The organism is Clostridium tagluense, assembly GCF_003865095.1.
In the GTDB taxonomy this organism is placed as follows: Bacteria; Bacillota; Clostridia; order Clostridiales; family Clostridiaceae; genus Clostridium_AD; species Clostridium_AD tagluense.
In genome coordinates this window covers 21,257-47,948 of record NZ_BHYK01000024.1, presented here as the reverse complement: position 1 = coordinate 47,948, position 26,692 = coordinate 21,257, and the positions used below count along the sequence as shown (strand labels likewise).

At 32.0% G+C, this 26,692-nt stretch carries 25 protein-coding genes and 1 riboswitch; of the genes, 22 read left to right on the top strand and 3 right to left on the bottom strand.

The features are described 5' to 3' along the window. Positions 1-24: 24 nt before the first annotated feature. From Ctaglu_RS18045 to Ctaglu_RS18035, 3 genes are read right to left on the bottom strand one after another with little or no spacing between them, the layout of a single operon-like run. Entirely contained in the window at positions 25-1,149 is a 1,125-nt protein-coding gene (locus Ctaglu_RS18045) for a Ger(x)C family spore germination protein (RefSeq protein WP_125004271.1), read from the bottom strand. Beyond that, on the bottom strand, positions 1,150-2,310 hold the full coding sequence (locus Ctaglu_RS18040) for a GerAB/ArcD/ProY family transporter (RefSeq protein WP_125004269.1): 1,161 nt from the start codon (positions 2,308-2,310) through the stop codon (positions 1,150-1,152). Beyond that, positions 2,303-3,790 (bottom strand): spore germination protein, encoded by a 1,488-nt coding sequence (locus Ctaglu_RS18035; RefSeq protein WP_233439858.1) that lies wholly within the window; start codon positions 3,788-3,790, stop codon positions 2,303-2,305. Before Ctaglu_RS18035 ends, Ctaglu_RS18040 begins: the two co-directional genes overlap by 8 nt. A gap of 583 nt (positions 3,791-4,373) precedes the next feature. On the opposite strand from Ctaglu_RS18035, the gene arcA reads away from it, so the two are divergent. The 22 genes from arcA (at position 4,374) to hisC (ending at position 26,683) form a co-directional block, all read left to right on the top strand. Next, positions 4,374-5,597, top strand: a complete 1,224-nt coding sequence (gene arcA / locus Ctaglu_RS18030; protein WP_125004267.1) for an arginine deiminase — start codon at positions 4,374-4,376, stop codon at positions 5,595-5,597. A 35-nt stretch (positions 5,598-5,632) separates the two neighbouring features. Next, positions 5,633-6,631, top strand: coding sequence for an ornithine carbamoyltransferase (gene argF / locus Ctaglu_RS18025; protein WP_125004265.1), 999 nt, complete (start codon positions 5,633-5,635; stop codon positions 6,629-6,631). Positions 6,632-6,732: 101 nt separating this feature from the next. Continuing rightward, entirely contained in the window at positions 6,733-8,145 is a 1,413-nt protein-coding gene (locus tag Ctaglu_RS18020) for a basic amino acid/polyamine antiporter (protein WP_125004263.1), read from the top strand. 74 nt (positions 8,146-8,219) lie between these two features. Beyond that, entirely contained in the window at positions 8,220-9,170 is a 951-nt protein-coding gene (gene arcC / locus Ctaglu_RS18015) for a carbamate kinase (RefSeq protein ID WP_125004261.1), read from the top strand. A gap of 156 nt (positions 9,171-9,326) precedes the next feature. Continuing rightward, positions 9,327-9,505: riboswitch (cobalamin riboswitch) on the top strand. 162 nt (positions 9,506-9,667) lie between these two features. Beyond that, complete coding sequence (gene cobU / locus Ctaglu_RS18010; RefSeq protein WP_125004259.1) at positions 9,668-10,228, top strand: bifunctional adenosylcobinamide kinase/adenosylcobinamide-phosphate guanylyltransferase; 561 nt, start codon at positions 9,668-9,670, stop codon at positions 10,226-10,228. Positions 10,229-10,262: 34 nt separating this feature from the next. Continuing rightward, a complete protein-coding gene (locus Ctaglu_RS18005; protein ID WP_125004257.1) occupies positions 10,263-11,210 on the top strand; it encodes an ABC transporter substrate-binding protein in 948 nt (315 codons plus the stop codon). A 16-nt stretch (positions 11,211-11,226) separates the two neighbouring features. Further along, complete coding sequence (locus tag Ctaglu_RS18000) at positions 11,227-12,279, top strand: FecCD family ABC transporter permease (protein WP_125004255.1); 1,053 nt, start codon at positions 11,227-11,229, stop codon at positions 12,277-12,279. 1 nt (position 12,280) lies between these two features. Continuing rightward, a complete protein-coding gene (locus Ctaglu_RS17995; protein ID WP_125004253.1) occupies positions 12,281-13,045 on the top strand; it encodes a heme ABC transporter ATP-binding protein in 765 nt (254 codons plus the stop codon). 219 nt (positions 13,046-13,264) lie between these two features. Further along, the gene (locus Ctaglu_RS17990) at positions 13,265-15,046 is read left to right on the top strand and encodes a DAK2 domain-containing protein (protein WP_125004251.1); all 1,782 of its coding nucleotides are present in this window, start codon (positions 13,265-13,267) and stop codon (positions 15,044-15,046) included. Between the two features lie 31 nt (positions 15,047-15,077). Continuing rightward, positions 15,078-15,857, top strand: coding sequence for a DUF1295 domain-containing protein (locus Ctaglu_RS17985; RefSeq protein ID WP_125004249.1), 780 nt, complete (start codon positions 15,078-15,080; stop codon positions 15,855-15,857). A gap of 19 nt (positions 15,858-15,876) precedes the next feature. Continuing rightward, a complete protein-coding gene (locus Ctaglu_RS17980) occupies positions 15,877-16,203 on the top strand; it encodes a DUF1475 family protein (protein ID WP_125004247.1) in 327 nt (108 codons plus the stop codon). A gap of 48 nt (positions 16,204-16,251) precedes the next feature. Further along, positions 16,252-17,232, top strand: coding sequence for an aromatic ring-hydroxylating dioxygenase subunit alpha (locus tag Ctaglu_RS17975; RefSeq protein ID WP_125004245.1), 981 nt, complete (start codon positions 16,252-16,254; stop codon positions 17,230-17,232). Between the two features lie 150 nt (positions 17,233-17,382). Next, entirely contained in the window at positions 17,383-17,775 is a 393-nt protein-coding gene (locus Ctaglu_RS17970; protein ID WP_125004243.1) for a bacteriohemerythrin, read from the top strand. A gap of 128 nt (positions 17,776-17,903) precedes the next feature. Next, entirely contained in the window at positions 17,904-18,326 is a 423-nt protein-coding gene (locus Ctaglu_RS17965; RefSeq protein WP_233439857.1) for a MarR family winged helix-turn-helix transcriptional regulator, read from the top strand. Positions 18,327-18,408: 82 nt separating this feature from the next. Further along, the gene (locus Ctaglu_RS17960) at positions 18,409-18,765 is read left to right on the top strand and encodes a carboxymuconolactone decarboxylase family protein (RefSeq protein ID WP_125004241.1); all 357 of its coding nucleotides are present in this window, start codon (positions 18,409-18,411) and stop codon (positions 18,763-18,765) included. A 79-nt stretch (positions 18,766-18,844) separates the two neighbouring features. Further along, positions 18,845-20,554, top strand: coding sequence for a dihydrolipoyl dehydrogenase (gene lpdA, locus Ctaglu_RS17955; protein ID WP_125004239.1), 1,710 nt, complete (start codon positions 18,845-18,847; stop codon positions 20,552-20,554). Between the two features lie 184 nt (positions 20,555-20,738). Next, positions 20,739-21,608 carry a pyridoxal 5'-phosphate synthase lyase subunit PdxS gene (gene pdxS, locus Ctaglu_RS17950; RefSeq protein ID WP_125004237.1) on the top strand — a complete coding sequence of 290 codons (870 nt, stop codon included), beginning with the start codon at positions 20,739-20,741 and terminating at the stop codon, positions 21,606-21,608. A 2-nt stretch (positions 21,609-21,610) separates the two neighbouring features. Next, positions 21,611-22,177: a pyridoxal 5'-phosphate synthase glutaminase subunit PdxT gene (gene pdxT / locus Ctaglu_RS17945; RefSeq protein ID WP_125004235.1), complete on the top strand. Its 567-nt coding sequence runs from the start codon at positions 21,611-21,613 to the stop codon at positions 22,175-22,177. 234 nt (positions 22,178-22,411) lie between these two features. After that, entirely contained in the window at positions 22,412-23,680 is a 1,269-nt protein-coding gene (locus Ctaglu_RS17940; RefSeq protein WP_125004233.1) for an ATP phosphoribosyltransferase regulatory subunit, read from the top strand. Positions 23,681-23,682: 2 nt separating this feature from the next. After that, positions 23,683-24,333: an ATP phosphoribosyltransferase gene (hisG, locus tag Ctaglu_RS17935; RefSeq protein WP_125004231.1), complete on the top strand. Its 651-nt coding sequence runs from the start codon at positions 23,683-23,685 to the stop codon at positions 24,331-24,333. After that, a complete protein-coding gene (gene hisD, locus Ctaglu_RS17930; RefSeq protein ID WP_125004229.1) occupies positions 24,330-25,625 on the top strand; it encodes a histidinol dehydrogenase in 1,296 nt (431 codons plus the stop codon). The genes hisG and hisD overlap by 4 nt, the downstream gene beginning before the upstream one ends. Beyond that, the gene (gene hisC / locus Ctaglu_RS17925; RefSeq protein ID WP_125004227.1) at positions 25,622-26,683 is read left to right on the top strand and encodes a histidinol-phosphate transaminase; all 1,062 of its coding nucleotides are present in this window, start codon (positions 25,622-25,624) and stop codon (positions 26,681-26,683) included. The genes hisD and hisC overlap by 4 nt, the downstream gene beginning before the upstream one ends. Positions 26,684-26,692 lie beyond the last annotated feature (9 nt).

The window sequence follows — 26,692 nt, the reverse complement described above, 5'->3', positions numbered from 1 at the left end:
CATATTCAAATAAAAAATTATCTTTTATTTACTTTTAAATAAAAACTGACCTCTTCCAAGATTATTAACCTTCACTTTTACATTAACAATAATGTCTGCATTGCAAACAATGTTATCCCAATCTGTTTCGGGGCTTCGTCCAAAAGTAGCTGCAGCATCACGACCAAGTTCTAGGCAATCTACTTTATACTGGTTTTGCATTTTATTTATAAATTCATTGCACCTTCTCTCTGTTTCTTCCTCTAATTCATGAGTGTACTTTTCTACTGTTTTGGGGTTTATCATAAAGTCAGAATACATAGTATTATTTACTACTTGACCTTTAAATTCTAAATCAATAATAAATTTATATTTTCCATTGATTTTTTTACAATGTACCTTCCTTTTGGATTCTCCATAATTTGATATCGAGCTTAGTGAATCCTTTTGAAGTGTTAGTATTCCTTTAACCTTATCTTCCCTTAAAATATTCATATACCTGGCATCTTTAATCGGTATTGTTGCAACCATCTTGTCTTTTTTAAAAACAGCCATGCCGTTTAAAGTAATTTTATTGTTTAATATTTCAAGGTATGGAAGAACTAGATTTCTTCCCTCTGAGTCTACCCTTACATATGTATCTACAACTTTATAATCGTCAGACATGAAATTCTGTTGCATAGAGCTTTCAATCATGCCATCAATATGATCTGCCGAAGACACAGCATCTTCAACTTTAAATTTTAGCATATCAAGAGCTTTGTCTTTACAAACAACAATCCACGTAGCATCATTCATTTGTTGATTAGAAAACATTATGTCAATAATAGGATTAATACCATAAGTTGCCACAGCTTCGCTAAAAATAAATACTTTCTGCAATCCAAGCAAGAATTCTTTGCTGCTGGTAGTTTGTCTGGTTGACCTGCTTTCAGCAATGTTATTACCAATGCCTTCCAATATAACAGTTGAAATTTCATTTTTTTTAGTGAAAGTATACGCACTTGCAGCAACATCATATTCAGTCAATGGTTTACTTGTAATGAGGTCAAAGGATAGTCCAGAGCAAACATCAATTTTTTCTATGGCAAGGTTACCTTCGCTTGAATTAAATAAGAGATATATAAATATACATGAAACAGATAATATAATTAAAGTATATCTTTTCATTCATAAGTTTCTCCTTTTTTTTAATAAGGAATATGATACAAAATAGACTAACTTACTTTCTAGTTGTTTTTTTTGAATATGCCTAAGATCATTCTTATCTATTAAAAGAGTTAATAATGCAATTATGGTTACATAAGAAATATTAAATAAGATTATCCAAGGCATAATCTTGCCAGAAATTTCTCTTCTTGTTACTTCATTTCCCATAAATAGAGGGAATATAAAAATAACTGGTATTAATAGAAAGCAAATTGTTTTTCTTTCTATTTTAGTAATATTATTTAATATTTTAGTTGCAGCATAAAATTCAATAGACATGGTTTTATAAGCAATTGTAATCCATATGACCATCTCTACATATCTAAAATTATTTATCACAGGTATTTTAAATGATTCAGCCACGAAGGAAAATGGCCATAACTGTTTTACTACTAAATCCGGACCAGAAAAATAGATAGATGTAAAAACTATCCATGTATGAAAAAATATTACGACAAGGGCACTAATGTAGGCAGCTTTTAATATATATTTTTTATCTTCCACATATGGATATATTACTAAGAGTAATTCCATATTTGAATAGGCGAAGGAGGTTTTTAGACTTCCTTCTAAAATTTTCGAGACACCTGCGCCAAAAAAAGGTTTTACATTTAAAATACTTGCGGACTTAAAGGTTACTGAGGATGCCACCACAATAAAACATAATAAAAAAAATGTTATAGTAGTAAATCTGGCGAGTACCTTTAAGCCTTTAATTGAAGCATAACAAGCAACAACAGCAAAAATCATAACCATTTTAAAATGTGGGATAAAATATATACTATATGCTCTTAATTGATTGCTTGAACCAGAAATAACTAGTACAATGTAGAATAAAAATGTAAACATAAACAATAAATTTAAAACATTTCCTATTATTTTTCCAAAGTATACTTTACTTAAATTCATTATATTACTATTAGGATGTCTTTTGATTATTATTCCTGAAGCGAGAACAATATATAGTGGATATATTCCACCTATAATGGTAGAAATCCATCCATCCTGTTTTGCTATCCTTACTACATCTGCAGGAAGACTAGTTACACCCATACCTATGATACAGCCAACCAAGATAAAAAAGAGTTCAATAGAGGTTATTAGATTGTTTTTTTCATTCATCTTTTTTTCTCCTAAATTTATGCCTAAAACTAGTTTGTCTTTTAATATTCTGTTCTGAGATTATGGAGGGCCTGGTATTCATTTTCCATAATGCTGATCGAATAAAAGTATCTTTTAAATCATCCTTGTTAAAGGCCATATATGGAACACCAAAATTCTCCAAGGAAGACAAATGAAGGATAAGTAGAGTATAGCCTGTAGCAACACCCATTATACCCATGGCATTTGCTAGAAACAACATTGGGAATCTTAACATTCTTATAGAAATAGACATATCAACTGTGGGCACTGCAAAAGAAGCAATAATAGTGATTCCAATAACAAGAAGCGTAGTAGGACTTACCATATTTGATTGTACTGCAGCATTTCCTATAATAATGCCTCCCACTATACTTAAAGTCTGTGCTATTTTTGAGGGAAGCCTTAATCCGCCTTCTCTTAGAATTTCCATCAGTATTTCTAGTATAAGTATTTCCATAAAGGGCGAAAGTGATATTCCTATTCGTGATTGGACTACTGGAACAACAAATTCAACAGGTATTAGCTCCCCGTTATATTTAATTAAGGTTAAATAAATTGAGGGAAGCGTAATTACTAATAAAACTGATAAAAATCTAAGAAGCCTTATTATATTTGCAGATATTGTTTTTTCATTATAATCTTCAACGGTGTGAAAAAATTCAACAAATACAGAAGGGATTGTCAATACAAAGGGAGCTCCATTTAAAATTACAGCTATTCTACCTTCCATAATACTTGGGGTTACTCTATCTGGCCTCTCTGTTGACATACACATAGGAAAAATGCTGTAGGCATTTTCATCTATAAATTCTTGGAGTGCTCCCATACCAGTAATGAAATCTACGTCTATTATATTTATTCTTTCTCTTAGATCATCTAGGGCCTGGATATTAACTAAATCTTTAATATAAACTAAGGCTAAATCTGTTTGTGTTCGTCTCCCAACCACAAGTTTTTCAATGGAGAGGTTTGAATCTTTTATGTACCTCCTAAGCAAACTTATATTCACGTCTAAGTTTTCTACAAATCCATCCCTGGATCCACGGAGTGAGGTTTCGTTCATTGGATCGGATACTGCCCTCATGCTACCACCAGCGGTATCTATTACTATATAATCTTCTATATTTTCAATTAAGAGTAGTGTATTTCCGTTTTTAATGTTTTTAGAAACTTCCATCGTATTAGCCTTAATAAAAGAACAATCTGCAGTTATATAAGTGCTGCACAAAAAACTGGGGGTTTCACTATTTAGTTCTATGGGGCTACGTGTTTCTATCATTAGTGGATTAAGAATATCCCTATTAATAATATTTTTATCTACTAGACCATCAATGTATACAATTGCACCTTGTATAGGTGGATTTTTACCAATTGATATTCTTTTGACTTTAATGGGAGATGAAGGGCCTAATATATTTACAATGGTATTTATTTTAGAGTCAATTGTTTCAATTTCCATATATATATCACCTTTATGGTATATTTTTAATAAGCATAATAACAATAATAATAGTGTACCCCTTGAAAAAAAATGTATGTAAATGATCTTGAATAATAAAAACAAATTTTTATTACAACTTTTTTAAAGAATTTTCAGATAAAAGATTATGTACAATTTGTTAATAAAAAATATTATCAATGATTTTAATTCAATATAATGGAATAAAATGAGTTAAAATACAGACGCATACCTAATAACATAACCCTATGCAAGTTTTAGCAAGATAATATTATACATTTAGAGGTATAAACATTCAAAAAAAAAAATTGTGAATATTTATACTCTATTTTTTCTTTTATACATGATAAGTTAGGACATCCTGAATATATATACAAAAATTGCTAAATTTTTAGTTTGCAAACGTTAGCATACAGAGTATTCTAGAGGAAAGCAGAGCTTAGTGCAAAAATCAAGTGCTAAATTAATAACTATGCTGATAAGGGAGATATATATGCATTTATGGCAAAATACTCTATTTTACTAATAAAATCCTACCCATTATAATGATGGCATCAACAAAAACAACGGGGAGGCAGTTTGAATGAAATCATTTATAAATGTAACTTCTGAAATAGGAAAACTTAATAAAGTAATGCTACATAGACCTGGGAGAGAGATAGAAAACTTAGTACCAGAGCTTCTTGAAAGATTACTTTTTGATGATATTCCTTATTTAGAAGTAGCAAGAAAAGAGCATGATATATTTGCAAAAATATTAAAAGAAAATGATGTGGAGGTTCTTTATTTAGAAGAACTTGCTACTGAGGCCTTAAATGATGATAAAGTAAAAAAAATATTTTTACAACAGTTTTTACAAGAAAGTCACATTAGTAATAAAGAGATATACGAATCTCTTTATACATATTTAATATCAAAGCCTACAAGTGAGATGATTGATATACTTATGGCTGGAGTTAGAAAAAATGAGATAGATATTAAGGGGATGCACTCGCTTAGAGGATTAATATCAAATCAATATCCTTTCTACTTAGACCCTATGCCTAATCTTTACTTTACAAGAGATCCAGGTGCTTCAATTGGAAATGGTATTACAATAAATACTATGCAAACTGAAGCTAGAAGGCGCGAGACATTGTTCCTTAAATATATTCATGAATATCATAAATCTTTTAAACAATATGAAGTACCACTTTGGTACGATAGAAGCCTTCCTAATAATATTGAAGGTGGGGACGAGCTTGTATTATCTGCAACAACTCTTGCAGTAGGGTGTAGTCAAAGAACTTCACCTGAGGCTATAGAAGTGGTAGCAAAGAATTTGTTTGCAAAACATGCTTCTTTCGAAAAAGTATTAGTATTGGAGATTCCAGCTTGTAGAGCATTTATGCATCTTGATACTGTATTTACTATGGTTGACTATGATAAATTTACAATACATCCAGCTATAGAAGGACCCCTTAATGTTTTTGAAATTACAAAAGGTGTTAATGGAGAATTGCATATTAAACAATCTAAAGATGTATTAGAAAATATATTAAAATCTGCATTAAAGGTACCTTCAGTTGAATTAATAAGATGTGGTGGTGGTGACTCTATTATAGCAGCAAGAGAACAGTGGAATGATGGATCAAACACTCTAGCTATTGCACCAGGAAAGGTTATAACTTATGAACGAAATTATGTTACAAATGAAATTTTATCAAAACGTGGTATAACGGTCTTAACAATGCCAAGTGCTGAACTTTCGAGAGGAAGAGGCGGTCCAAGATGTATGAGTATGCCTCTAAACAGAGATGACTTATAAAAACAAAAATAACAAAATATTAGGAGGAATTTATTATGTTTAACTTAAGAAACAGAAACTTTTTAACTTTGATGGACTTTACTCCAAAGGAAATAAACTACTTTTTAGATTTAGCTAGAGATTTAAAAAGAGCTAAGTATGCAGGTACAGAACAGCAGACACTAAAAGGTAAAAACATTGCGCTAATATTTGAAAAAAGTTCTACAAGAACAAGATGTGCTTTTGAAGTAGGCGCACTAGACCAAGGGGCACATGTAACTTATCTTGGACCTACAGGAACTCAAATTGGTAAAAAGGAATCTGTAGCAGATACAGCAAGAGTCCTTGGAAGAATGTATGATGGAATAGAATATAGAGGATATGGACAAGAAGTAGTAGAAGAATTAGCTAAATATGCAGGAGTGCCAGTTTGGAATGGCTTGACTACTGAAGATCACCCTACTCAAATTCTTGCTGACTTTTTAACTATTAAAGAACATTTTTCTAAACCATTAAATGAAATCAAATTTGTTTATGCTGGTGATGGAAGAAATAATATGGCAAATGCCCTTATGATAGGAGCTGCCAAGATGGGTATGGACTTTAGAATAGTTGCTCCAAATTCATTATTTCCTGAAGATGCACTAGTTAATAAATGTAGAGAAGTAGCCAGTGATACAGGAGCAAAAATCACTATTACGGATGATGTAGCGCAGGGAGTAAAAGGAGCAGATGTTATATACACTGACGTTTGGGTATCCATGGGAGAAGCAGATGAAGTGTGGGAGCAAAGGATTAATATATTAAAACCATATCAAGTTAATAAAGAAATGATGAAGTTAACTGGCAATAAAGATACTAAATTTATGCACTGTCTGCCAGCATATCATGATTTAAAAACTGGAGTTGGTAGAGAAGTATTTGAAAAATTTGGAATGAATGGTGTTGAAGTTACAGATGAAGTATTTGAAAGTGAGGCTTCAATAGTATTTGATGAAGCAGAAAACAGAATGCATACAATCAAAGCAGTTATGGTTGCTACACTTGGAAACTAGTCTAAAATAATTTATAAATATAAAGTTAATTGGTGAGGGTAATATTATTGCCCTCACCAATTTTAAATATAGCTACTTAGCAAGCGAAAGGAGATTACAAAATGGAAAAGGATAATGATAAAAAATTAGGCTTGTCTCTACTAGTCGCTCTTGGAGTTGGATCCATGATTGGTGGAGGAATATTTAATAGTCCAACTGATCTTATAGGTAAGGCAAACCCTCAAGCAACAATTATTGCTTGGATAATTGGTGGACTTGGTGTAGCATTTTTAGCACTAGTATTTCAATTGCTTGCAAATAAAAGACCAGAGCTTACAGGTGGAATATTTACTTATGCAAAAGAAGGCTTTGGAGAATTTGTTGGGTTCAATTCAGCCTGGGGATATTGGTTAAGTGCTTGGCTTGGAAATGTTGCATTTTTTATTCTTATATTTAAAACTTTTAATAGTTTAGTCGGTGACGTGAAACCTATAGTATCATTTATATTAGCATCAGCACTATTATGGGTAATTCATTATGTACAAATGCGTGGAGTTAAAAGCGCTGGAATAATAAACGCAATTGCCACAGTTGCAAAACTCATTCCATTATTAATGGTAATTGTATTTGGGCTGGTAATATTCAAATCTGGAACTTTCAATGTAGAAAATTGGAAAACAGCCTTAGCAGCTACTGGAAATTCTACTACATTGTTCTTGCAAGTTAAAGGCGCAATGGGTACAATTTTGTGGTGTTTTATTGGTATTGAAGCTGCAACAGTACTATCTGAGAGGGCAAAATCTCAAAAGATTGTTGGAACGGCTACAATAATAAGTTTAATTATAACTTTAGTTCTTTACATACTGGTTTCAACAACAGCTATGGGAGTAATTCCAGCTGAAACTCTTATTAATTCAGCAACACCTTTAGCAGATATGCTATCTCTTACTGTACTTGGCAGTGTTGGAGCCATAATTGTTAAAGTTGGTTTAATAATTTCACTTGTAGGTTGCTTAATTAGTTGGGTTATGCTTGCAGCGGAAATTCCTTATGTTGCAGCAAAAGGTGGCACAATGCCGAAATGGTTTATGAAACAAAATGACAATGGTGCTGCAATAAATTCATTACTATTAACTGATGCATTAACTCAAATATTTTTACTTTCGCTACTTTTACCAGCACTTCAGTCTGCCTATGGTAATGTATTTTTAATTTCTACAACATGTATTTTAATTCCATACTTACTTTCATCATTATATGCAGTTAAGGTTGCATTAGCAGATGGTTTAGGAGCTAAAGATAAGATAGTTTCTATATTAGCTTGTGTCTATTCGATATATGTAATTTATGCAGTAGGAATAAATTATCTAGGAGCAGCAGTAATACTGTATGCGGTTGGCATATTTGTATTTATAAAGGCTAAGAAAGAAAAGAATGAACCTATTACTTCAAATGAGAAAATAGCAATGGCTGCGATTATTGTAGTGGCAATCTTAATGATTATACTGCTCTCAATTGGTAAAATTAAACTTTAAATGTAATTTCAATAAAATATAAAAGCTGTTAAATAAAATATATTTACTAGCTTAACGTAAAAGGAGAGATAAATATGGCAAGAATAGTAATAGCACTTGGTGGAAATGCCCTTCAAGCAAATCCTAAGGATACTACAGCAGAAGCGCAGTTAGTAACTGCAAGAGAAACTTCTGGAGCTATTGTAGATTTAATTGAAGAGGGGCATGAGGTAATTGTTGCTCATGGTAATGGACCTCAAGTAGGTCAACTTATAGCTACTTATGAAGCAGCCGCTTCAATAAATGAAAATAGCCCAATAATGCCTTTTCCTGAATGTGGAGCTATGAGTCAAGGTTATATAGGGTATCATCTACAACAAAGCATTAGGGCAGAGATGAGAAAAAGAGGGATAAATAAGGAAGTCGCAACAGTAGTTACTCAGGTAATAGTAGACCCTAATGATGAAGGATTTAAGAATCCAACTAAACCAGTAGGTTCTTTCTTTACAGAGCAGCAAGCGAAGAAACTAATGACTGAAAAAGGATATATAATGAAGGAAGATTCAAATAGAGGCTGGAGACGTGTAGTGGCTTCACCACTTCCAATGGCTATAGTTGAAGAACCTATTATAAAAACATTAGTTGAAGCTGGACATGTTGTTATAACTGTTGGTGGAGGCGGTATACCTGTAATTGACACAGGAAATGGAACGCTTGAAGGAGTACCAGCAGTAATAGATAAGGATTTTGCTTCTTGTAAAATAGCAGAACTTCTAAATGCTGATGCATTGGTTGTACTTACAGCAGTTGAACAGGTTGCTATTAACTTTGGAAGGCCTGATCAAAAGAATCTTTCAAGTATAACAGTAAAAGAAGCTAAAACTTATATTGAAGAAGGACATTTTGCTCCTGGTTCAATGCTTCCTAAAATAAAAGCAGCTCTTAGCTTTGTTGAAGCAAAAGAAGGTAGAAAAGCAATTATAACATCCCTTGAAAAAGCTAGGGAAGCCATAGGTGGAACAGCTGGAACAGTAATAATAAATTAATAGTGTTTAAATGTAAGTCATAAGCTGAAAATGCTTATGACTTATATTTAACTTTTTTGATGGTTTTATAACCAGTTTAAGTTGATGCAAAGGTATAATGAGTTTCTATTGCTTTAATATTTTTTTGATGTTACAATTATTATTGTAAATTTATAAATTAAATATTAGCTATAGGTGCTCTGTAACAAGGGGTAAAAGGAAAAGTGGTTAAAGACCACTGCAGCCCGCCGCTACTGTATTAGAGGATGAAATCCAAAAAACCATTGGGAAACTGAGAAGGTTGGAGAGTAAGATGACGCTAAAGCCAGTAAACCTGCCTAAATGCTCAAGATTTTAGTCTTCGGGGGGAGGATGAAAAATGCATAATTTAACAATAATATTGGGTAATCCAATAGGTGAAAAAAATTAATTGCATTATTCCACATCCATGAGGTGTGGTTTTTTTATTTGCTATTTTTTTACTTATGGATTTATCACTAAATTAATAAGGAGATAATATGAAAAATATTGTACTTGTAACAGGTGGTGCAAGGAGCGGGAAAAGTAGCTATGCAGAGAAGTTAGCTAAAGAAGAAAAGGCGGGTGTACTTTATATCGCAACTTCAATTCCATTTGATGATGAAATGAAGGATAGAGTGAAAAAGCATAAAGAAAGAAGACCATCTAATTGGCATACTTTTGAAGGCTATAAGAATTTAAAGCATGTATTTTATAATGAAGAAATACACTTTGATACGATTTTATTAGATTGTATAACAATAATGGTTACAAATCTTATGTTTGACATTTCAGGGGATAACTTTGATGATCTTAATGCTGAGGCTATAGATAGTATGGAAAAAGAAATTCTACAAGAAGTAGCTGATTTTCTTTGCGAAGCTGAAAAAAGCACAAAAACAGTAATTATTGTAACTAATGAAATTGGAGCAGGAATTGTACCAGAATATAAAATGGCAAGGGTCTTTCGCGATATTGCAGGTAGAGTAAATCAGTATATAGCATCCAGGGCGCAGAGCGTTCACTTGGTGGTTTGTGGAATTCCAATTAAAATTAAGTAGATAATTATAAAATCAAAATTTATGGAGGAAATTTATGTTTAAGAAAAAAAGTATAATAAATATAGTTTTGGCTATTTTTGTTTGTTTTGTGTTTAGTGCATGTGGTAACAAGGCTACAAGCAGCAAGGAGCCCAATATTACTAAAAAGGAAGCTGTGGGCGTTCTATATCCTATAAAAGTGGTAGATTCATATAAGAGAACAGTTACCATTGAAAAAGAACCTAAGAGGATTATTACAATTGCGCCAAATATAACAGAGGGAGTATATGCCCTTGGTAAAGGTGGAAATCTAGTTGGTAGAAGTGATTACGATGATTATCCAACTGAGACCCTTAAGGTAGCCTCTGTTGGTAGTCTATTAAAACCAAATATAGAGAAAATTGTTGAATTAAAACCTGATGTAGTTATTGCATCAACTCATTTTGATAAGACTGTTGTTAAAAAATTAGAAGCTCTTAATATAAAAGTTATAGTACTTTATGGTGAAGAAAGTTTTGCTGGTGTATATGATACAATGTCAAAGCTCGGACAGGTTGTAAATGCCAGTGAAAAAGCACAGTCAATAATATCAGATATGAAAAAGAAGGTTGCAGATATAACTAGTAAGGTAGCAAATGCTAAGAAGCCAACAGTTTATTATGTAGCAGGTTTTGGTAAAAGTGGAGATTTCACTGCAGGAAAAGATACATTTATAGGTAATATGATAGAAATAGCTGGTGGTAAAAACGCTGCAGATGATGCAATTGGTTGGAAATACAGTGTAGAAAAGCTTGTAGAAAAGAATCCTGATATTCTAATATGTTCTAAGTTCTTTGATACAAAAAAAGGCATAGAAGCTACTAATGGTTACAAAGATCTGAAGGCAGTTAAAAATGGGAAATTATCGGGGATTGATGATAATACTATTGTTAGGCAGGGACCAAGACTTGCAGAGGGTCTAGAAGCAATGGCTAAACTAATTCATCCTGAACTTTTCAAATAAAAGGGGTTGCACTACCATGACGTTTATAGAAAATAAGAGTTATTATAAAAGAGTTTTTGGAGTAGGGGTATTTTTACTTATAATTGTGATGATTGCTGCGGCAAATTTCGGAGTGGCAGATATTTCTTTTAAACAGACGGCTTTAATCATAACAAGTAAAATTCCAATAGTGAATAACTTTGTATCCATAGATGGAATTAAGTCCACATCAATAACCATATTATTGAATTTAAGACTCCCTAGGATACTTTTAGCTTGTTTAGTAGGAGCAGCACTTTCAGTGGTTGGTACTTCTTTTCAAGGAATTTTTAAGAATCCAATGGCAGACCCATTTGTTTTAGGAGTTTCGTCAGGAGCAGCACTTGGAGCCACTATAACCATGGTTTTTCTTAAAGAAACTCATTTTTTAGGAATGAGCATGGTAGCATTAACTGCGTTTATAGGGGCTATAATTACTACTTTTTTAGTTTATAATATTGCGAGAGTTGGTACAAAAGTTCCAGTGGCCACACTTCTTCTTGCAGGTATTGCTATAAATTATTTATTATCTTCTATAATTTCATTAATGATGACCTTTAATAGCGATAATATTGAAAAAATAGTTATGTGGACCATGGGTAGTTTTTCCACAGCAGGTTGGAATGAAGTGATTCTACTATCTATAATAGTAGTTCCCTCAATATTGTTTATATCTACATTTTCAAGAGATCTTAATATCATGCTCCTTGGTGAAGATAGTGCAAGAAGTCTTGGTATAGATGTAAATGGATTTAAAAAGTACATATTTGTAATAAGTACACTAATGGTTGCAGCAGTTGTATCTGTAAGTGGAATAATTGGATTTGTAGGGCTTATAGTGCCTCATGCTATTAGAATGATTTTTGGATCTGATAATAGGGTGGTTATACCATTTTCTGCACTGGGGGGAGCTATATTTTTAGTGATTTGTGATACGCTTGCAAGGGTAGTAGTGCCTCCATCTGAAATACCAGTGGGAATTATAACTTCAATTTTTGGAGTTCCATTTTTTATATATCTATTATATAGAACAAAGAAGAAGGCGATATAAATTGATAGAGATAAATAACGTATGCTTTTCCTTTGAAAAAGAAGTATTAAAGGATATTAATGTAAATATTGAAAGCGGAAAATTTTATACTATCCTAGGACCAAATGGATCAGGTAAAACTACTCTTTTAAGGATACTATCAAAATCTCTCCCTATGGAAAAAGGTGAGATTTTTATTGATGAAGTGGATTTAACCCAAATAAAACCAAAGGTGCTAGCAAAGGAAATGGCTGTAGTGCCACAAAGCACAGAAATTGAGTTTGATTTTTCAGTACAAGATATAGTTCTTATGGGAAGAACTCCTCATATTTCTAGATTTTGCTCAGAAAGCGAAAAAGACATAAAAATAGCTATGAATGCTATGAAAATAACTAACACTTGGGAGCTTAGAAATAAAAGCATAAATGCACTTAGTGGTGGAGAAAAACAACGAGTTGTGGTGGCAAGAGCAATTGCTCAAGAAACAGGAATAATTCTTCTAGATGAGCCTATTTCTCACCTAGACATTCATCACCAAATTGAAATAATGAATCAATTAAAAGAACTAAATCAAAATAAAAACATAACGATTATTGCAGTGCTTCATGATTTGAATTTAGCAGCTGCATATTGTGATCATATGATACTAATGCATAATTGTGGAGTCTACAAAGATGGAATCCCAGAGGAAGTATTAACTGAAGATATAATTAAGAAAGTTTATGGATTAGATGTCTATATAACCAAAAATCCTAAAACAAAAAAAACTTTTATTATGCCTTTTTAGTACAAAAACAATATGTAAAATGTATATAAATAGTAAAAAGCATCTGCCTAGCAGATGCTTTTTACTATTTATATACAAAAAAACTAAAATTTAAACAAAATGTGCTATAGTTAAAATTAATTTAAGAATATATATATATATATATATAGTTGAGCAGATATGGTATGATTCAATAAATATTATTTGAAAATAAAAAATATTATTAAGGAGAGATTACATATGAAAGTGAATAATGTAAATGGTGAAGTATTATATAACGCATTTTTATCAGGCGTTATACATGTAAGAAAACAAAAAAATGCACTAAATAAAATGAATGTCTTTCCTATTCCAGATGGGGATACGGGTAGCAATCTTATATCTACCATGAATGCCATAATTGAAGAAACAAAATTTGAAAATTCCATTAAAGCTACAATTAATTCTATGGCGGATGCAGCACTAATTGGAGCAAGAGGAAATTCAGGAATAATTTTTGCGCAATTTATAAATGGAATTAATGAAGAAATAAATGATACAGAAGTTCTAACTATATCAACATTTGCGGAAGCATTAAAGAGAGCTGTTCCATATGCGTATAAAGCTATCTTAAATCCTGTTGAAGGAACTATGATAACAGTTATAAGAGAGTGGTCAGAAGCAGTTTATAAATTGAAGGATGCAACTAAAAATTTTGAGGAAATAATAATTAGTACTTTAGAAGATGCAAAAATATCCCTTGCAAACACACCAAATCTTCTTGAAATTTTAAAAAAACATTCTGTAGTGGATTCTGGTGCAAGTGGCTTTGTAAGTTTTCTTCAGGGAATTGTGAACTTCCTTAAGGATAAAAACATTATAAAACTGAAATTACATATGGAAGAAATACTGTTGGAAGAAGAGGCCTATAATTTCACTGCAGATATAACTTACAGGTATTGCACAGAAGCTCTAATTTCAAATGAAAATTTAAATAGTGATGAGATAAAGAATGAAATAAAACATTTAGGAGATTCGTTAATTGTTGCAGGAAATTCTAAAAAGATTAGAATACACATACACACCAATAAACCAGATGAATTATTTTATATATTAAGAGAAAAAGGTAAAATAGTTCAGCAAAAGGTTGATGACATGAAAAAGCAGTATGAAGTGGTGAATAATAGGAAAAGTAAAACAGCTATCCTAACTGATTCCATTGCTGATTTACCAGAGGCGTTAATTGAAAAGTATCAAATTCATGTTATACCATTGAATTTAATTATTGAAGATAGTCCATATTTAGATAAGCTGACTATAAAACCTGATAAATTTTATTCCATGATTGACTCTTTAAAAGAGTATCCTACAAGTTCACAACCAACAATAAAAAGTGTGGAGAATATATTTTCTTTTTTAGTTAGCCACTATGAATCAATAATAACAATCATAGTGTCAAAAGAGATGAGTGGAACTTTTAATGCAGTACAAAAGGCTTCAGAAAAATTTATAGAAGAAGGAAAGAAAATAACTGTAATTAATTCCAAATTAAACTCTGGAGCGGAAGGATTATTAGTTTTAGAAGCAGCAAAGTTATTAGAGAGTGGAAAAAATTATGAGCAAGTTGTGGAGATAATAGAAGAAACTATTAATAGAGCAAAAATATATGTTAGTGTTAATACTTTTAAATATATGGTAAGGGGTGGACGGGTTTCAGCCATGAAAGGGTTTATAGGAAAAATTTTAAATCTAAAACCTATAATATCAATTGATGAAAATGGAAAAGGAATTGCCTTCGGTAAAACCTTTAGTACAAAAGCAAATACAAAAAAAATACTGGACATAGTTAAAAAAGCAAATCAAGAAAACAGAATAATATCTTATAATGTTGTGCATGCCAATTGTCATATAAAAGCAAGTGAACTGGCTTTGAAATTAACGGAAAATTTAGGACAAGCACCAGAGTATATTACTGAAATATCACCAGTTGTTGGATTAAATGCAGGGATTGGGGCCATTGCGGTATCATTTATAAGTTGTTAGTGTCCAAAATACAAAATAGAGGAGTTTTATTATGGATTTATATTTGCAAAGTATAGGAGTTATTTTCGTTTATATGACTGTTTTTTTTATTGTTGCACAGATTGTGAAAAACAATTCTATAGTTGATATGGGATGGGGTCTTGGATTTGTAGTGATAGCAGTTTATACATTGCTCACTTCTGGAAATTACAATTTTCGATCTGTTATAGTTACAGTCCTAGTTTTTGTATGGGGAATGAGACTGTTTTATCATATATTAAAAAGAAACTTAGGGAAACCAGAAGATTTTAGATATGTTGCCATGAGAAAAAAATGGGGAAAATTGATAGTAGTAAGGGGCTTTTTACAAGTGTTTATGTTACAAGGAGCTCTCATGCTAGTAATAGCATATCCCATTATAATGAATAATGCTACGGACACCGGAAGTTTAGGGTTATTAGAAATTATAGGTGTCGTAATTTGGATAGTTGGTTTTGCTTTTGAAGCGTTAGGAGACAAACAGTTAAAAGATTTTATTTCAGATAAAAAAAACAAGGGTCATATAATGAAAGGGGGACTTTGGAAATATACAAGGCATCCCAATTATTTTGGAGAAGCTACAATGTGGTGGGGAATATTTATAATCAGCTTATCATCAAGAAGTGGCATAGCTGGAATTATTAGCCCTATACTTATAACTCTGCTACTGTTATTTGTTTCTGGAGTGCCAATGCTTGAAAAACATTACAAAGACAACAAAGAATTTCAGGATTATTCAAAGTATACCAACATATTTGTACCTTGGGTTCCTAAAAAAATTAAAAAAAATTAGAGGGTGGTGAGTTGATTTTATGAAAATAGGGAAAATAATTTCATTTATTGGTTTTTTATTAATGCTTGGAATGCTTATATATGGATTTTCTATTGGGAATTTTACAGGTGAAGGTAAAATATTATTAGGAATGCCTTGGGGACAAATATCCTTAGTAGATATTTATATTGAATTTGTTATAGTATGCTTTTGGATAGTTCATAGAGAGAATAATATTATTAAAGCTATAATTTGGGTTTTACTAGTTTTAATTTTAGGAAGTATGATGAGTTGTTTATATATTTTCATAGCATTTAATAATAGTAATGGGGACTGGGAAAGATTCTGGCACAAAAATAGAATTTGATATTTAAGCTTTATAAAATAAATTCTTAAGCTGAAAGGATGCAATAATATGATTAGAAATCAATGGTATGGTATATTGGACTCAAAAGAGATAAAAAATAAAAAACCAATTGGTGTCACAAGGCTTGGTGAAAAACTTGTTTTTTGGAGAAGTGAAAATGGTAAAGTAAATTGTATTTTTGATAAATGCTGTCATAGAGGGGCATCTTTAAGTGCTGGACAAGTAATTCATGACAAAATTACTTGTCCATTTCATGGATTTCAATATGATGCTTCTGGAAAAGTAACATTAATACCAGCCAATGGCAAAAATACTCCTATACCAGAAAGGTTTAAGGTTAATGCTTATCAAGTGGAAGAAAAATATGGCTTAATTTGGCTATGGTATGGAGACTTCACTGATGAGTTGCTAGAAATTCCTTTTTTTAAATACTTACGTGAAGGGTTCTCATATGGGGGATTCTCAGAGATGTGGCCAGTTCATTACACAAGAGCTGTTGAAAATCAATTAGATGCTGTTCATTTGCCTTTTGTCCATGCATCTTCCATAGGTAGGGGCAATAAGACAATAGTAAATGGACCTGTTGTTAAGTGGGAAGAGAATTTAATGACCTTTTATGTAGATAACCAAGTGGATGATGGAAAAATTCAACCATTGAAACCAGACGAAATTGAAAACTATAAAAATTTATTTAGTCTTCAGCTTCAAATGCCAAATACGTGGCAAAATATTATTAGCAAGGACCTTAGAATAGTAGCGATCTTTGTGCCTATTGATGATGAACACACTCAAATTTATCTTAGATTTTACCAGAAATTTATGAAAATTCCTGTATTAAAACAATTAGTTAATAAAATGAGTAATATTAGCAATAAATATATTCTTCATCAAGATAGAAGGATTGTTTTAACACAAACACCTAAAAAAACTGAATTTAAAATGGGTGAGAATCTTATTCAAGGAGATGCCCCTATTATTGAATACCGTAAGAGGAGAGCTTTCTTGAAAGATGAAATTGAAAACAAGTAGATGGATAACATATGTTATTTTAATAAAAATGAAATGGATTATGTGGAAATATAAATCAATATGGAAATTATTGTTGTAAAACGAATTTAAATAAAGTAATATAAGTTATGAGAGCAAATTACAATCAATTTAATTGGAGGAGATTAATAAATGTTTGAAATGAAAGAAAAATATAAAACCGGTATTCTACTTATTGATACCGAGCATGAAAAACTTTTTGAAATAGGTGAAAGAGCCTATCAATTATTAAAAAGTCCATATGATATGGATAAATATGATAAAATAGTTGCAGTAATTGAAGAACTAAGAGCGTATACAGTTTATCATTTTGAAGATGAAGAAAAGTATATGGAGAGTATAAATTATAAAAGATTATTCACTCAAAAAATGGACCATGCAGGTTTTATTAAAAAAATAGATGAAGTGGATTTACGTAAGATTGATGCAAATCAGGATGAGGCTATAATGACAATATTAACTTATTTAAATGATTGGCTGGTTAATCATATATTAGAGAAAGATTTACTTATACCAGTAAAATAAATTTTTAAAAAGAGAGTCAGTAACTGATTCTCTTTTTTTGTACATCTTATATATAAATTGATAAAAAATAATAAATCTTATATAATAATACTAAGAGAATATTCGCTTATAAAAAGTAGGAGGCTATAATGTTTGATATTGAATCATGTGTGTGTTTTATAAATAACAAGACATCTAAAAAAATGGCGGATATGTTTAATGAAAGATTAATTCCGCTTGGTGTAACCAGAGTTCAGTGGATGGCCATGTATTATCTATTAAAATACGGAGATATGAATCAAAAGGACTTAGGAGAAAGAATGGACATTAAAGAGTCTACTGTGGCTAGGCTTTTAGATAGAATGGAAACAGAGGATTTAATTTTAAGAACTCAAGCCAAGGAAGATAGAAGAATTAAATATATTAAACTTACCCAAAAGGGCAGGGAGAGAATTGAAGAGCTTTTAGAAGAAGGGCAAAAAATGAGTGAGTTTTTTTCAAAGGGAATTACAGAAGAAGAAACTGAAGTATTTAAAAGAGTGCTCCAAAAATTCATGAAAAATATTAGTTAAATTTTTATCAGGTGTATTGCAATTGCCTTAAATACTTGCTATACTAATCATTAGTATAACAAGTATTTAAGGAGGTAATATTATGGCTAAAAATGTTAGAGAAATGTTAAATGATTTTATAGGTGGTTTAGAAACAGTAGGACAAACTAATGGAGAACATGTAGGGGCATTTATGAACTTACTTGGTACTACATATAAACCAGGTGCCTTAGATACAAAGACTAAGGAATTAATCAGCATCGGTATTGCCACCTACAGCCGCTGTGAATACTGTATAGTATTCCATGTTTATAAAGCATTTGAGGCAGGTGCAACAGCAGAAGAGATAATGGAAGCAGCTATGGTTTCGGTTGCCTTTGGTGGCGGGCCTTCAATGGCTTATAGTGTAACTTTACTTAAGGATTCTATTGAAGAATTCAAAAACGATTTTAATAAATAACATAAACAAAGTAGCTATGATGCAGGATAAATAAGGCACGTTAGCTGCTTTATTTATTATAGTTAAAAGGAGTGAAAAAATGAATATAGAGGTTAAGCTAGAAAAATCTATAAATAAAAATAATGAAACAAAAATAACTAAAATTTTAAAAAAAGTAGGAGACCCTGTTAAGATAAATGATGGAATATTCGAAGTGGAAAGCGGAAAGGGTGTTAGCACTGTTACTTCAAAAGTACAGGGAATTATTGAGAGCATTAATGTAGATGAAGGAGATACAGTTAATGCAGATAAGGTATTAGCGCAAATAAATGGAGAACAAGCCGCCAAAATGGGAAATACTAACCCTAAAACATTTAACTACTTTCAAAATTTAATTAAGCCAGCAAAACTCGGAATGGAAAGTGATATTACAATAATTGGTGGTGGGCCGGGAGGATATGTAGCTGCAATTCAAGCTGCTAAATTAGGCGCAAAGGTTATATTGATAGAAAAAGAAAAACTGGGTGGAACTTGTTTAAACTGGGGATGCATTCCTACTAAAACACTGGTTAGATCTGCACAGGTTTTCGATACATTGAAAAGGGCTGAAGAATTTGGATGTTATGCTGAAAACATTGGAATTAAAATGAAAAAGGTTATTGATAGAAAAAATAAGGTTGTTGCAGAACTGGTTCAAGGTATTCAGTATTTAATGAATAAAAACGGTATAAAGGTTATAAATGGAACTGCTGAAATTATTGATAAGGAAACTATACTAGCAAAAAATACTACACAAGAAATTACTATTAAAACAAAAAATATTATTATTGCTACAGGTTCAAAATCATCAGTAGTACCTATTGTGGGTATTGAAAATAAAAATGTAATTGATAGCAATGATGCCTTGTCGCTTATGGAAGTTCCAAAGAAACTAGTAATTGTAGGTGGAGGGGTCATTGGTATGGAGTTTGCCTATATTTATGCTAGCGTTGGTGCGGAGGTTTCAGTGGTGGAATTTATGGATCAATGCCTTATAAGCTGTGATGAAGATATATGCGAAGAAAATAAAAAAAGTGCAGCAAAAAAAGGAATTAAGATCTATACTACTGCAAAGGTAGAGGAAATTTGTGAAGCTGAGAATAATGAATGCATAGTTCATTTTATACAAGACGGTAAGGATAAATATATATCAGCAAATAAAGTGCTTTTATCTGTAGGAAGAACTCCGTATATAGAGGGACTTGGATTAGAAAATGCAGGAATAGAATTAAACAATAATAAAAAAGGAATTAAGGTTAATTCGAAAATGCAGACTAATGTTTCAAATATATATGCTATTGGTGATGTAACAAATATTATATTACTTGCTCATGCAGCCTCCCACCAAGGAGTTGTAGCTGCAAAAAATATAATGGGTAAGCCTTGCGATATGGATTATACAGCAGTTCCTAGCGCAATTTTCACAGAACCTGAAATTGCCATGGTTGGTATAGGTGAAAAAATGGCAAAGCTTCAGGGAATAGAAGTAGAAGTAGGCAAATTCTCATTTTCAGCTAATGGAAAAGCACTATCCTATGGAGAAAGCGATGGCTTTATTAAAATTATAAGGGATAAAAATACACAGAGATTAATTGGTGCAAGTATTGTTGGGCTACATGCTACAGATTTAATTGCAGAGCTTACTCTAGCCATTAAAAATAACTTAAGTGCAGAAGCAATAACTGAAACTATACATGCTCATCCTACTACATCGGAGGTAATTCCCGAAGTTGCCCTGTCTTTAGAAGGTGGCGCCATCCATTTTGCATAATAATGCAATTAACTAGCATAATAATACCATTAATTTTTAACAATTGGTACAACCTGATTGCTTGTATTTAGGCCTTTAGTGAGGGATGACAATACCTCTACTTACAGTGTATGGGTACATTTTGAATATATCATAGACATATGTTATACTTTGCCTTATAAATAATATTTAGGGAGGTTTTATTATGGAAAGATATGAACTTAATAAAAATTTAGCTCAAATGTTAAAAGGCGGAGTAATTATGGACGTGGTGAATGTGGAGCAGGCAATAATTGCAGAAAGGGCTGGAGCTTGCGCTGTAATGGCACTAGAACGAGTTCCTTCAGATATTAGAAAGCAAGGTGGCGTGGCTAGAATGTCTGACCCTAAAATGATTAAAGAAATAAAGGCAGCTGTAACTATTCCAGTAATGGCTAAAGGTAGGATAGGCCATTTTGTTGAAGCGCAAATTCTGCAGGAAATAGGAGTAGATTTTATAGATGAAAGTGAAGTTTTGACTCCAGCAGATGAACAATATCATATAAATAAGAGTGATTTTAAGGTTCCTTATGTTTGTGGAGCGAGAAATTTAGGAGAGGCACTAAGGAGAATTTCTGAAGGTGCTGCAATGATAAGAACAAAAGGTGAAGCCGGCACAGGAAATGTAGTAGAAGCTGTTAGGCATATGAGATGTATTATGGATGATATTAGAAAAGTAAAAAATGCTCCAAAAGAAGAGTTAATGACTTTAGCTAAAGACATGGGAGCACCAATTCATTTAATCCAATATGTATGGGAAAATGGTAAACTTCCTGTAGTAAATTTTGCAGCAGGTGGAATAGCAACGCCAGCGGATGCAGCACTCATGATGCAACTTGGTGCAGAAGGAGTTTTTGTAGGTTCAGGAATTTTTAAAGCAGAGAATCCTGAAGCAGTAGCAAAAGCTATAGTACTCGCAACAACCTATTACAATGATCCTAAGGTTATAGCAGAAGTTTCAGAAAATCTAGGACAAGCAATGGATGGACTAGAATTAAGTGAAATTAAAGATAGATATTCGGAAAGAGGCTGGTAAGATTGAAAATTGGAGTTTTAGCACTTCAAGGTGGTGTAATAGAGCATATAAACCACATAAACCAACTTGGACATGAAGGCGTAGAGGTTAAGAAACTTGAAGATTTTAAAGATTTACGAGGAATCATTTTGCCCGGTGGCGAGAGCACAACCATCGGAAAACTTTTAAGAGAAAGAAATATGTTTATATTTTTAAGAGAAAAAATCATTTCAGGATTTCCAGTGTGGGGAACTTGTGCGGGAATGATACTACTTGCTAAACATATTGAGGAATCTTCCAGTGGTCATCTTAAAGTTATGGATATAAAGGTAAAAAGAAATGCTTACGGTAGCCAACTTGCTAGTTTTAAAAAAAATGTTATAATCAATGAGATTTCAAGTGAGCCAATACCATTAATTTTTATTAGAGCGCCATTAATTACAGAAGTTTTTGAAGATGTTAAAACAATATGTACTGTTGATGATAAAATTGTAGCAGCAAAACAAAATAATATGTTTGCTACAGCCTTCCACCCAGAACTTACTGATAACTTAGAAGTTCATAGATATTTTGTAAATATGTGCAAATAAAACTTAATATAAGTCCATAAAAACATAAGTTAATCTGTAGTTTTTACTATATTATTAACTAAATTGTTTAAAAAAACTATCACCCTAAGAGTAAAGTCTCAGGGTGACAGTTTTTTTTATAAGATATTATAGGTAAAATAATTGGTTGACTTGCAGCATGAAAGATGATATTATTTTATTAGTTTAGCGAGTTAACGTGATACAGTGATGAATTAAAGCGAGAGGAGCAAGATTTTGAATAATTGGAAAAGAAATATACCTGAAGGTTCAAGAGATATACTTTTTGAGGATTGCAATAATAAAATTAAAATCATAAATTTACTTAGAAAATTGTATATAAATTCTGGTTTCTTAGAAGTGATATCCCCTACATTAGAATTTTATGATGTTTTTCAGGGGGATAACATATCCATTGAACAGGAAAAAATGTATAAGCTTTTTGATAATGTAGGAAGGATATTGGTGTTAAGACCAGATATGACAATGCCAATAGCAAGAATTGTTGCAACAAAGCTGAAAGATTCATTGTATCCACTAAGAATATGCTACAGCGGAAATATATTTAGAATGAACGAAAATTGGGAGGGAAAGGTCAGTGAAACCACTCAATCTGGAATTGAAATAATAGGAAGTGAAGGCCAAAAGGCAGATGCAGAAGTAATTATAACCGCCATTAAGGCGCTTCTTACTATAGGGGTAAAAAAATTCGAACTTGAAATAGGGCAGGCTGAGTTTTTCAAAGGTCTTATTGAAGACATGGAACTTGATTACGATGAGATTGAAAGATTAAGAGGGTTTGTTGAAAATAAAAACTTTGGATCACTGCGAGAGTTTATAGAAGAAAAAGAAGAGGTACTTGGTAGAAAAAATGTAGAGGCTTTAAAAAAATTGCCGGAGCTATTTGGAGGCATTGAAATACTTGCCAAGGCTAGAATGCTAACCCAAAATAAAAGGGCACAAGCAGCATTAGATACTATAGAAAAAATATATGAACGATTAGAAAATGTAGGCCTGGGTAATTATATTTCTATAGACTTAGGAATGGTACAGCATATTGATTATTACACTGGTATTACTTTCAGAGGATACAGTAGTGAAGTTGGGACTACAATTATTAGTGGAGGCAAATATGACAATTTAACCGTAAAGTTTGGAAAAGCTATGCCAGCAGTTGGATTTGCCATAGATGTGGATAATATTTTATCTGTTCTTGAAAAACAAGGAAATAATAATGAAAAAGGCAGAACAAAATTTCTTATTCATTATGAAAACTCATTAATAGGAGAGGCCTGGAGATTGGCAGCACAAATTAGAGAAAGAGACTTTGTTTGTGAACTAAGCTTATTTGAAGAAAAAGAAAAAACTTTAAGTTATGGTGAGCAAAAAAAAATAGATAAAATGCTTTGCATAGTTGAACATGACAAATATGAAATAACAGATATTAAAAGTAAAAAGGGTTGGAATGTAGATACGCAGGAACTCATTGATAGTTTGGAGGAGTAATTATGAAGGCAATAAGAATAGCATTAACAAAAGGAAGACTAGAAAAGTATGCTATTAAAATGTTTGAAGACCTGGGAATAGATTGTACAGAGCTAAAAAATAAAGGAAGAAAATTAATCCTTAAAGATAAGAAAAACAATATAGAGTTTGTCCTTGTAAAATCTACAGATGTTTTAACCTATGTAGAGTATGGAGCAGCAGATATTGGAATTGTAGGTAAAGATACTTTAATGGAGCAGAATAAAGATTTTTATGAAGTAGTTGATTTAAAGGTTGGAAAATGTATGTTTGCAGTAGCTGCATTGCCAAGTTTTCAAACTTATGATGGATACAATCGTAAAAAGATAGCTACAAAATACCCTACAGTGGCAAAAGAGTATTTCAAAAGAAATGATGAAGATGTTGAAATTATTAAACTCGATGGGTCAGTGGAACTTGCTCCTATATTAGAATTATCTGATGCAATTGTAGATTTGGTAGAAACAGGAGATACTTTAAAAGAAAATGGACTGATTATTATAGAAAAAATTTGTGATATTAGTGCAAGAATGATAGTAAATAGAGCCAGTATGAAAATGAAAAAAGAAAAAATTAGCAATTTGATAGATAAGGTTCAACAATACGTAGATAGGAATGAGGTGACAGCATCATGATGAAAATTACACAAGCAAATAGTAATGAAGGAAAAGAATACATAGAATTTCTAAAAAAAAGAGCAGAAGATGTTCAAAATGACGTAAATATTGTAGTAGATAAAATTTTACAAGATATAAAAACTAGAGGCGATGATGCCATAATAGAGTACACAAAAAAATTTGATAGTAAATTTATTACTTTAGAGAATATTATTGTAACAGCTACAGAAATTAAAAACGCATATAAAATGGTAGATAAAGATTTTTTAGAGGCAATAACACTAGCAAAGCAAAATGTGAGAGAGTTCCATGAAAAACAAGTGAAAAACCCTTGGATGATGAAAAAAGAAAAAGGTGTTGTTTTAGGCCAAACTGTAAGAGGTATTGAAAGCGTAGGAATATATGTGCCTGGTGGTACAGCCGCTTACCCTTCAACTGTTATCATGAATGCAATTCCAGCAAAGGTGGCAGGTGTTAAAAATTTAGTGATGGTAACACCACCTACGTTGGATGGAAGTGTGAATCCACATATATTAGTGGCTGCAGATATAGCAGGAGTGGACCAAATTTATAAAGTAGGCGGTGCACAGGCAATCGCAGGACTTGCATTTGGAACGGAAACTATTTCTAAGGTGGATAAAATAGTGGGACCAGGAAATATATATGTGGCCATGGCGAAAAAAAACGTATTCGGATACGTAGATATAGACATGATTGCAGGTCCCAGTGAAATACTAATTATCGCAGATGAAAATTCCAATGAAAAGTACATTGCAGCGGATTTAATGTCTCAAGCGGAACATGATGTACTTGCCTCTGCAATGCTTATAACCACCTCAAGAGAACTTGCAGACAAGGTGGTGTGCGAGCTAGGAGTTCAGATAAAAGCTATGAGCCGGAAAGATATTATAAGTGAATCCTTGGAAAGATATGGAGTTATCTTAATTGTCCAAAATATAAAAGAGGCCATAGATTTAGCCAATAAAATTGCACCAGAACATCTTGAAGTCTTGCTAGATAATCCATTTGATTTTTTAGGGGATATAAAAAATGCAGGTTCCATATTCTTAGGTAGTTATTCACCAGAACCACTTGGGGACTATATTGCAGGTCCCAATCATGTTCTGCCAACCAGTGGCAGCGCAAGATTCTTTTCTCCCTTATCTGTAGATGACTTTATAAAGAAATCAAGTTATATATATTATACCAAGGAGGCATTAAGTGAGGTTGCGGATAATGTAGTAAAGCTTACAGAGGTTGAAGGATTAACAGCTCATGGAAATTCTATAAAGGTGAGGTTAGAATCATGATACAGGATTATTTTAGAAGTGATTTAAGTGATTTTAAATCATATAAAGTCAGTAAGAATGATTATAAAGTTAGGATGGATGCCAATGAGTGTTTTAGTAACCTTCCCCAGGAGATAAGGATGAAAATAGCTTGGGCAATAGAGGAATGTATTTTTAATAGATATCCAGATGCAGGTGCATCTATGGTATGTGAGCTCTATGCACAATATTCAAATGTTAAAAGTATTAATGTTATGGCTGGAAATGGTTCAGACGAGTGCATACAAATCATTGCAAATACTTTTCTAAATACTGGGGATAAGGTAGCAGTTCAAAGTCCTGATTTTTCAATGTATGGCTTATATACTAGAGTTGCAGGAGGAATTCCAATTGAAATTCCACTTGGCGATGAATTTAAATTGGATGTAGATGGTTTTATTTCAATTGTTAATAAAGAAAAGGTTAAAATAGTATTTTTATCTAACCCCAATAATCCTACAGGGGGCATTATTAAAAGAGATGATATTATTAAAATAATAGAAGGATGCAGTTGTATTGTAGTAATAGATGAGGCTTACTTTGAATTTTACGGTGAAACTATAGTAGATAAAATCTGCGCCTATGAAAATTTAATTGTACTTAGAACCTGTTCTAAAATTGGACTTGCTGCAATAAGACTGGGATTTTTGATTACAAGTCCTATTCTAATGGGAGAACTTAAAAAAGTAAAACCACCCTATAATGTGAATGCAATTTCGCAGTGTATTGCTTGTGTTATTTTAAAAGATTCGGAAATAATATATAAGAATGTGGAACGTATACTTCTAGAAAGAAAGTACTTATGGCAAAAATTGAGTAATATTAATGGGATTAAACTCTATAATGCACAAGCTAATTTTATATTAATTGGAGTTGAAAATGCACAAATAATGAAACAAAGACTTTTAGATGCTGGAATAAATATAAGAAGTTTTACAGCTATTACACTGCAAAATTGTTTAAGAATAACAATAGGAAGCAGAGAAGAAAACCAATGCTTAATAAACAATATTTCCCAGGAAAATATAGGCAATATATAAACTTTAAAT

Excerpts from the sequence above, each read along its gene's own strand:
- Ctaglu_RS18045 (WP_125004271.1), bottom strand. The coding sequence starts at position 1,149 with ATGAAAAGATATACTTTAATTATATTATCTGTTTCATGTATATTTATA.
- Ctaglu_RS18040 (WP_125004269.1), bottom strand. The coding sequence starts at position 2,310 with ATGAATGAAAAAAACAATCTAATAACCTCTATTGAACTCTTTTTTATC.
- Ctaglu_RS18035 (WP_233439858.1), bottom strand. The coding sequence starts at position 3,790 with ATGGAAATTGAAACAATTGACTCTAAAATAAATACCATTGTAAATATA.
- arcA (WP_125004267.1), top strand. The coding sequence starts at position 4,374 with ATGAAATCATTTATAAATGTAACTTCTGAAATAGGAAAACTTAATAAA.
- argF (WP_125004265.1), top strand. The coding sequence starts at position 5,633 with ATGTTTAACTTAAGAAACAGAAACTTTTTAACTTTGATGGACTTTACT.
- Ctaglu_RS18020 (WP_125004263.1), top strand. The coding sequence starts at position 6,733 with ATGGAAAAGGATAATGATAAAAAATTAGGCTTGTCTCTACTAGTCGCT.
- arcC (WP_125004261.1), top strand. The coding sequence starts at position 8,220 with ATGGCAAGAATAGTAATAGCACTTGGTGGAAATGCCCTTCAAGCAAAT.
- cobU (WP_125004259.1), top strand. The coding sequence starts at position 9,668 with ATGAAAAATATTGTACTTGTAACAGGTGGTGCAAGGAGCGGGAAAAGT.
- Ctaglu_RS18005 (WP_125004257.1), top strand. The coding sequence starts at position 10,263 with ATGTTTAAGAAAAAAAGTATAATAAATATAGTTTTGGCTATTTTTGTT.
- Ctaglu_RS18000 (WP_125004255.1), top strand. The coding sequence starts at position 11,227 with ATGACGTTTATAGAAAATAAGAGTTATTATAAAAGAGTTTTTGGAGTA.
- Ctaglu_RS17990 (WP_125004251.1), top strand. The coding sequence starts at position 13,265 with ATGAAAGTGAATAATGTAAATGGTGAAGTATTATATAACGCATTTTTA.
- Ctaglu_RS17985 (WP_125004249.1), top strand. The coding sequence starts at position 15,078 with ATGGATTTATATTTGCAAAGTATAGGAGTTATTTTCGTTTATATGACT.
- Ctaglu_RS17980 (WP_125004247.1), top strand. The coding sequence starts at position 15,877 with ATGAAAATAGGGAAAATAATTTCATTTATTGGTTTTTTATTAATGCTT.
- Ctaglu_RS17975 (WP_125004245.1), top strand. The coding sequence starts at position 16,252 with ATGATTAGAAATCAATGGTATGGTATATTGGACTCAAAAGAGATAAAA.
- Ctaglu_RS17970 (WP_125004243.1), top strand. The coding sequence starts at position 17,383 with ATGTTTGAAATGAAAGAAAAATATAAAACCGGTATTCTACTTATTGAT.
- Ctaglu_RS17965 (WP_233439857.1), top strand. The coding sequence starts at position 17,904 with ATGTTTGATATTGAATCATGTGTGTGTTTTATAAATAACAAGACATCT.
- Ctaglu_RS17960 (WP_125004241.1), top strand. The coding sequence starts at position 18,409 with ATGGCTAAAAATGTTAGAGAAATGTTAAATGATTTTATAGGTGGTTTA.
- lpdA (WP_125004239.1), top strand. The coding sequence starts at position 18,845 with ATGAATATAGAGGTTAAGCTAGAAAAATCTATAAATAAAAATAATGAA.
- pdxS (WP_125004237.1), top strand. The coding sequence starts at position 20,739 with ATGGAAAGATATGAACTTAATAAAAATTTAGCTCAAATGTTAAAAGGC.
- hisG (WP_125004231.1), top strand. The coding sequence starts at position 23,683 with ATGAAGGCAATAAGAATAGCATTAACAAAAGGAAGACTAGAAAAGTAT.
- hisD (WP_125004229.1), top strand. The coding sequence starts at position 24,330 with ATGATGAAAATTACACAAGCAAATAGTAATGAAGGAAAAGAATACATA.
- hisC (WP_125004227.1), top strand. The coding sequence starts at position 25,622 with ATGATACAGGATTATTTTAGAAGTGATTTAAGTGATTTTAAATCATAT.